General features: G+C 78.9%; 6 protein-coding genes. 3 read left to right on the top strand and 3 right to left on the bottom strand.

Annotated elements, in window-relative coordinates:
- Positions 1–71 precede the first annotated feature (71 nt).
- From GTR00_RS23955 to GTR00_RS11280, 3 genes are all read right to left on the bottom strand, one after another.
- Complete coding sequence (locus GTR00_RS23955) at positions 72–332, bottom strand: PqqD family protein (RefSeq protein WP_166611723.1); 261 nt, start codon at positions 330–332, stop codon at positions 72–74.
- 170 nt (positions 333–502) lie between these two features.
- On the bottom strand, positions 503–2,359 hold the full coding sequence (locus GTR00_RS25775) for an ABC transporter ATP-binding protein (protein WP_166611722.1): 1,857 nt from the start codon (positions 2,357–2,359) through the stop codon (positions 503–505).
- Positions 2,360–2,373: 14 nt separating this feature from the next.
- On the bottom strand, positions 2,374–3,243 hold the full coding sequence (locus GTR00_RS11280) for a glycosyltransferase (protein ID WP_166611721.1): 870 nt from the start codon (positions 3,241–3,243) through the stop codon (positions 2,374–2,376).
- Between the two features lie 224 nt (positions 3,244–3,467).
- Here GTR00_RS11280 and GTR00_RS11275 point away from each other — a divergent pair, with 224 nt between their 5' ends.
- The 3 genes from GTR00_RS11275 to GTR00_RS11265 form a co-directional block, all read left to right on the top strand.
- Positions 3,468–4,502 (top strand): polysaccharide pyruvyl transferase family protein, encoded by a 1,035-nt coding sequence (locus GTR00_RS11275; protein WP_166611720.1) that lies wholly within the window; start codon positions 3,468–3,470, stop codon positions 4,500–4,502.
- Positions 4,499–5,569: a glycosyltransferase family 4 protein gene (locus tag GTR00_RS25770; protein WP_166611719.1), complete on the top strand. Its 1,071-nt coding sequence runs from the start codon at positions 4,499–4,501 to the stop codon at positions 5,567–5,569. The genes GTR00_RS11275 and GTR00_RS25770 overlap by 4 nt, the downstream gene beginning before the upstream one ends.
- A gap of 522 nt (positions 5,570–6,091) precedes the next feature.
- Positions 6,092–6,597 (top strand): glycosyltransferase (locus GTR00_RS11265; RefSeq protein WP_166611718.1); only part of this gene is annotated, 506 nt, incomplete at its 3' end.

Genomic DNA, 6,597 nt, shown 5'->3' with positions numbered 1-6,597 from the left:
CCCGCAGCGCGCGCACCCGCAGCGGCGCCGCCCGGCGCGCGCCGGTGCTGCTCCCGGTGCCGGTGCTCACGTCAGGCCCGCTGCAGCAGCGGGGCGCACGAGGCCAGGAAGGCGTCCAGGTCCGCCTCCGCGCGCTCGCGGTCGACGTCGAAGGTGCCGGTGAGCCGCTCCAGCAGGTCCGCGCGCGTGGTGCCCTCCACCAGCAGCGGCCACAGCACCACCCCGGCGCCGGAGACGGCGTGGTAGGTGGAGGTGGCGGTGTCCAGCACGACGATCTGGTCGTCCACCTCGTTCCAGGCGAGCTCGTCGGCCCGGACGGCGACGCGGTCCACGGTTCCTCCTCGGGGTGCGGCGGGCACCCAGCGTAGAGCGCCCCTGGCGCTGCGTGGCGCCGGTGCTCCCGGTGCTCCCGGTGCAGGTGGGCGGGGCCGGGTGGCGCGGGGGAGGGGTGCACCCCCCCGGGCGCGGTGACCACGACGCACCCGGCCCCGTGCAACGCCCCTCAGCCCTCCCGGTACGCCTGCGCCTGCAGCGCGTACAGCTCCGCGTACAGCCCGCCGCGCGCCACGAGCTCGTCGTGGGTGCCCACGTCGTCGACGGCGCCCTCGCGCAGCACGACGATGCGGTCGGCCTCGCGCACGCTGGAGAAGCGGTGCGAGACGAGCACGACGGTGCGCCCGGCGACGAGCTCGCGCACCTGCGCGAACAGCTCCGCCTCGGCGCGCGCGTCGAGCGCGGCGGTGGGCTCGTCGAGGACGACGAGCTCGGCGCCGCGGTAGAAGGCGCGCGCCAGGGCCACGCGCTGCCACTGGCCCAGGGACAGGTCGACGCCGCCGGCGAGCTCGGTGCTCAGCGGGGTGCCGTAGCCCTGCGGCAGGCGGCGCAGCAGGGCGTCGGCGCCGGCCTGGCGGGCGGCGGCGGGCACCGCCGCGGCCTCGTCGGGGCGGCCGGGGCGGCCCACGGCGACGTTGTCGTGCCCGCTCATGCGCCACTGCACGAAGTCCTGGAAGACCACGGCGACCTGGTCGCGCAGGGAGGCGGGGTCCAGGCCGGCGGTGTCCTCGCCGTTCCACAGCACCGAGCCGGCGCCGGGCGGGTGCAGCCCGGCGAGGACCTTCGCCAGGGTCGTCTTGCCCGAGCCGTTCTCCCCGACCAGGGCGAGGACCTCCCCGCGGCGCACCTCCAGGGAGACCTCGCGCAGCGCGGGCCGCTGCTGGCGCGGGTAGGTGAAGGACACGCCCCGCACGGCGAGGTGCTCGAAGCGCCCCGCGCGGCGCAGCGCACCGGGGGCGCCGGCGGGTCGGCCCAGGGCGAGGAAGGCGCGCAGGTCGTCGAGGAACAGGCCGGACTCCAGCACGCCGCCGACGCCGGAGGTGAGGGCCTGCAGCCGCGAGGCCAGCAGGGGCGCGGCGGCGCCGGCGGCCCCGGCGTCGGCCAGGGTGAGGCGCCCGCGGCCCACCAGCCACAGCAGCAGCAGCGCGGTGACCAGGACGCTGAGGGCGGTGAGGGCCTGCCCGGCCACGGCCAGGCGCACGCGGCGGGCGACCTGCCGGCGCAGGTCGCGCTCGTAGGCGCCGGCGAGGTCCTCGTAGCGCCCGCGCAGGGCGGCGGCCAGGCCGTAGGCGCGCACCTCCTTGGCCTCGCGCCGCCCGACGAGGGCGTCGCGCAGGTAGGCGCGGGTGCGGTAGGCGGGGGTCTGGGCGACGGCGAAGTCGAACTCCAGCCGGCCCCCGCGCCGGGACAGCAGGAACAGCGGGACCCCGGCGAGCAGCAGCACCGGCAGCAGCACCGGCTCGATGGACCACAGGGCCGCGAACAGCCCGGCGCTGCCGACGAGGCCGCCGACGATCCCCACCAGGCCCTGCGCGACGCCGACGGGGCGCGAGACGGCGCTGGTGGTCACCCGCTGCAGGCGGTCGTAGAAGGCGGGGTCGTCGAAGCGGTCCAGCTCGACGCCGGTGGTGACGTCCAGGACCCGGCCCCACACGGCGCGCTGCACGGCCTCGGACAGCAGCCGCAGCCGCTGCCCGCGCACGGCGCCGGAGAAGCCGGCGAGCAGGCCGACGCCGGCGAGCAGCAGCAGCGGGCCGGCCAGGTCGGCGGCGACGGCGGCGCCGGTGCCGGCCCCGCCCAGGGCGCGCGCCAGGGCCTCGCGCCCCACGAGCACCTGCACGCCCAGCAGCGCCGAGCCGAGCAGCTGCACGCCGAAGACGAGCAGCAGGTCGCGCCGGCGCGCGCTCCAGCACAGCCTCAGCGCCTCGGCCACCAGCGCGGGCAGGGCGCCCAGCTGCCGGCGCCGGGCCCGCCCCTCCCGCGCCAGGGCGAGCTCGTCGACGCGCCCGGTGCCCGTGGTCGTCACCGCGCCCGGACCGCTCAGCGGTGCTTGACCGCGGCGGCGGCGCGGCCGTAGCGCATGTAGAAGGCGCCCACGACGTAGGCCAGGCGGCTGCGGGCGCCGTCGAGCTCGCGGGCGCGCACGGCGCGGGCGAAGGCCCCCACGGGCGGGGCGAAGGCCTTCACGGACAGCGCGCCGGGGGGCTGCTCGCCGTTGCGCACGCGCAGCTGCCGGCCGTGCTGGACGCGGCACAGCTTCGTCCACGCCTCGGCGTACGACTCGCGGGCGGGGTGGGCCACGACGGCGTCGGCGACGTAGGTGAGGGGGAAGCCGGCGGCCACGGCGCGCCCGCACCACTCGGCGTCGCCGCCGGAGGGCAGGTCGGCGTCGAAGGGGCCCACGGCGTCGAAGACCTCGCGCGGCACGACGAGGTTGGCGGTGACGGCGAAGCCGCGCGGCACGGTGCGGTCCTGGCGGAAGGCGTTGACGACCTCGAACGCCTCCACGGGGTGGGGGCGGCGCGGGTCGCGCGGGTACACCCGCACCCGGCCGGCCACCACGCGGGCGCCGGCGCCCAGGGCGCGCACCGCGCTGGAGACCCAGGTCGGCTCGGGCAGCGTGTCGGAGTCGGTGAAGGCCAGCACGTCGCCGGTGGCGCGGGCCACGGCGGCGTTGCGGGCGGCGTAGGAGCCCGGCCGCGGCTCGGAGAGCACGCTCACGCGCGGGTCGAGGTCGGCCAGGTCGGTGCGCGGGTGCCGGGAGCCGTTGTCCACCACGAGGACGCGCAGCCTGTCGGCCGGGTGGTCCTGGGCGAGCAGGGCGCGCACGCACGCCTCCAGGCGCGGGTCGTCCTTGACGGGGACGACGACGTCGACGGTCGGCGCGCTGGTCGCCTCGGCGCTCGGCATGGGACGGGCGTCCTTCCGGGGTGGTGGTGCGCGCATCGTCGCACACCCGGCGTTGCGTTCCAGCGACCGCGCGTAGCAGGATGCCGCCGCGTGACCACCGTGCACGCATCCGCCGAGCGGGGGGCCGCACCGTCCTGCGCACCGTCCCCCGGGCCGCCCGCCGAGAGCGGCGCGCCCCTCGACCGCACCGCGCGCGCCGCGCGCCGCGCACCGGTGGTCCCGGCGTGAGCGCCCCCCGCCCCGACCTGGACCTCGTGCACCGGCTGGCGCAGCGCTGGCAGGACGCCGTCGCCGGTGCCGTCGCCTCGCCGCGCGCGGCCCTGCTGGACTTCCCCGGGCACCGCAACGTCGGCGACTCGCTCATCTGGGCGGGCGAGCGGCGCCTGCTCGAGCGCGCCGGCACGCGCGTGACGTACACGTGCGAGCACCACTCCCTGCGCGAGGGCGCGCTGCGCCGCCGCAGCGGCACCGCGCCGGTGGTGCTGCACGGCGGCGGCAACTTCGGCGACGTGTGGCCGCAGTACCAGCGCTTCCGCGAGGACGTCGCGCAGCGCTTCCCCGACCGCCGGCTGGTGCAGCTGCCGCAGTCGCTCTGGTACGACGACCCCGAGCGCGCCGTGGCCGCCCCCGGCGCCCTGGCGCGCCACCGGGACCTGCACCTGATGGTCCGCGACCGCCGCAGCCGGGAGCTGGCCGGGCGCATGTTCCCCGACGCCTCGGTGACCCTCGTGCCGGACGCCGCGTTCGGGCTGGGGCCGCTGCGGCGCACCGCGCCGGCGGACGTGGACGTGCTGTGCCTGATGCGCGCCGACCGCGAGGGCGTCGGGCACGCCGAGGTGTTCCGCAGGGCCGGCCTGCCCGTGACCGACTGGGGCACCCACGAGTTCTCCATGCCCGCCTGGCGCGCCAAGCGCCGCGTCGTGGGCGCGGTGCGCCGCCTGGAGGGCCCGGCCACGGTGGCGCTGACCCAGCCGGTGCTGCAGGCCGCGTACTCCTCGATGGCCCGGCAGAACCTCGCCGCGGGGGTGCGCACGTTCAGCCGCGGCCGCGTCGTGGTCACCGACCGCCTGCACGGGCACGTGCTGTGCCTGCTGCTGGGGATCCCGCACGTGGTGCTGGACAACTCCTACGGCAAGATCCGCGACTTCCGCGAGGCGTGGACGTCGGGCAGCGAGCTGACGCGCACCGCTGCGACGGCCGACGAGGCCGTGGACCTGGCGCGCGAGCTGCTCGGCTCGCCGCTGGCGACCGCGCCGTGAGCAGCCCGGGGACGCTGCCCGGCCCGTCGGCTCCCTCGGGCGCGGCGGCGGTGCCGGTGCAGGTGGCCGTGGCCTCCGCGCACACCGCCGGCTGGCCCGAGCGGCACGCCGCCGGCCTGGTGCCCGACCGCTTCCCCTACGGCCTGGACCGCCTGGCTGCGCACGGGTTCGCCCCGGAGCTGCTGGGCGTGGGGGCCGCGACCCCGCTGGAGCGCGTCTCGGGCGGGCTCCTGGACGGCCTGCGCTTCGGCGGGCGCTCCTGGCGGGGGCGCGGGCCGCTGCTGACGTGGGAGGAGCGCATCGGGGTGCCCGCGCTGGCCTCCGCCGGCCGGCGGCGCCCGGTGGTCAGCGGCGTGGTGTGGTGCACCGACCCGGGCCCGCGCGCCGCGCGCTCGCTGGCCCGCCGGTACCTGCCGCGCGCGGCGGGGCTGTTCGTGCTCTCGCGCGCGCAGCTGCCGGTGCTGGCCTCCTGGGGCCTGGGCGGCCCGCACGTGCGGTACGTGCCGCAGGGCGTGGACACGGGCTTCTGGGCGGCGCGCACCGCGGAACCGGTGCCGGGCGCGGTGGTCTCCGTCGGCAACGACCGGCACCGCGACTACGCCACCCTGGCCGCGGCCTGGCGCTCGGTGCGCGCGGCCCACCCGGGCGCCACCCTCACCCTGGCCACCCGCCGCCCGGTCGAGGCCGGGGAGGGCTCGCGCACCGTCCAGCTCGACCACGTCGCGCTGCGCGAGCAGCTGTACGGCACCGCCGCGGTCGCGGTGGTGCCGCTGGTGCCGAACGTGCACTGCTCCGGGCTGACCGCGACCCTGGAGGCGATGGCGGTGGGCCTGCCCGTGGTGACCACCCGCACCGCCGGCATGGACGACTACGTCGCCCACGGCCGCACCGGGCTGCTCGTGCCGCCGGGGGACCCGGCGGCGCTGGCGGCGGCGGTGCGCGAGCTGCTGGCCGACCCGCAGCGCGCCGCGGAGATGGGCCGGCGCGGGGCGGCCCTGGTGCGCGAGCGCTTCTCCACCGCCCGCATGGCCGCGGACCTGGCGCAGCTGCTGCGGGAGGTGGCGTGAGCGCGGCCGGGCGCGGGGGCGCGCCCCGCCGCCCGCTGGTGGCGCTGCTGTCGAGCACGGCCTTCGAGGGGCACCGGCTGTACGAGCAGCGCCTGGCCGCCGAGCTGGCCCGCGACCACGACGTGCTGTTCGTGCAGCCGCCGACGGCGGTGTGGACCAAGCGGGACGGGCTGCGCGCCGGGCGCGGCCCGGTGCGCGCCCCGGAGGGCGTGCGCGTGGTGACGCCGTGGGTCCTGCCGGCCAGCCGCCGCCGCGGCCTGCACCACCTCAACGCGCCCGCGGTGGCGCTGACGCTGCTGGCGGCGTGCGTGCGCGACGGGCGCCGCCCGCGCGCGGTGGTCTGCGCGCAGAACGTCACCGGCCCGCTGGCGCGCGCGGCCCGCGCGCTGGGCGCGCGCACCGCCTTCCTCGTCAAGGACGACTACGTCGCCGGCGCCGAGCTGGTGGGGGTGCCCGCCGCGCGGCTGCGCGCCGGGCGCGGCGCCCCCGGAGGGCCCGGCGGAGGCCGGGCGGCCCTTCGCGGTGTTCCTCGGCATGGTCTCCGACCGCATCGACCTGGGCTGGCTGGAGGAGCTGGTGCGCACCGGCACCGACCTCGTCGTCGTCGGCCCGCGCCAGCCGACGTTCACGCAGGACGCGGTGTGGGAGCGGCTGCTGGCCGATGCGCGGGTGCGGTGGCTGGGCCCGCGCGACGCGGGCGGGGTCGCCGAGGTGCTGGCCCGCGCCCGCGTCGGCGTCATGCCGTACACGCTCTCGGAGTTCAACCGGTCCAGCTTCCCGCTGAAGGTGCTGGAGTACCTGGCCGCGGGCCTGCCGGTGGTCTCCAGCCGGCTGGACGCCGTGGAGTGGCTGGACGCGCCCGGCGTGCGGATCTCCGACGACGCGGCGGGCTTCGCCGGCGCGGTCGCCGAGCTGGTGGCCGCCGAGCCCTCGGCGAGCGGGGCCGCCGAGCGGCGCGCCTTCGCCGCCGGGCACACCTGGCGCGAGCGGGGCCGGCGCTGGCGGGAGCTGCTGGGGCTGAGCGCCCC

It is taken from the genome of Kineococcus indalonis (assembly GCF_009906395.1).
GTDB classification, from domain to species: Bacteria; Actinomycetota; Actinomycetes; order Actinomycetales; family Kineococcaceae; genus Kineococcus; species Kineococcus indalonis.
The sequence above is the reverse complement of the archived record's forward strand: the minus strand, read 5'-3'. Positions and strand labels throughout refer to the sequence as shown.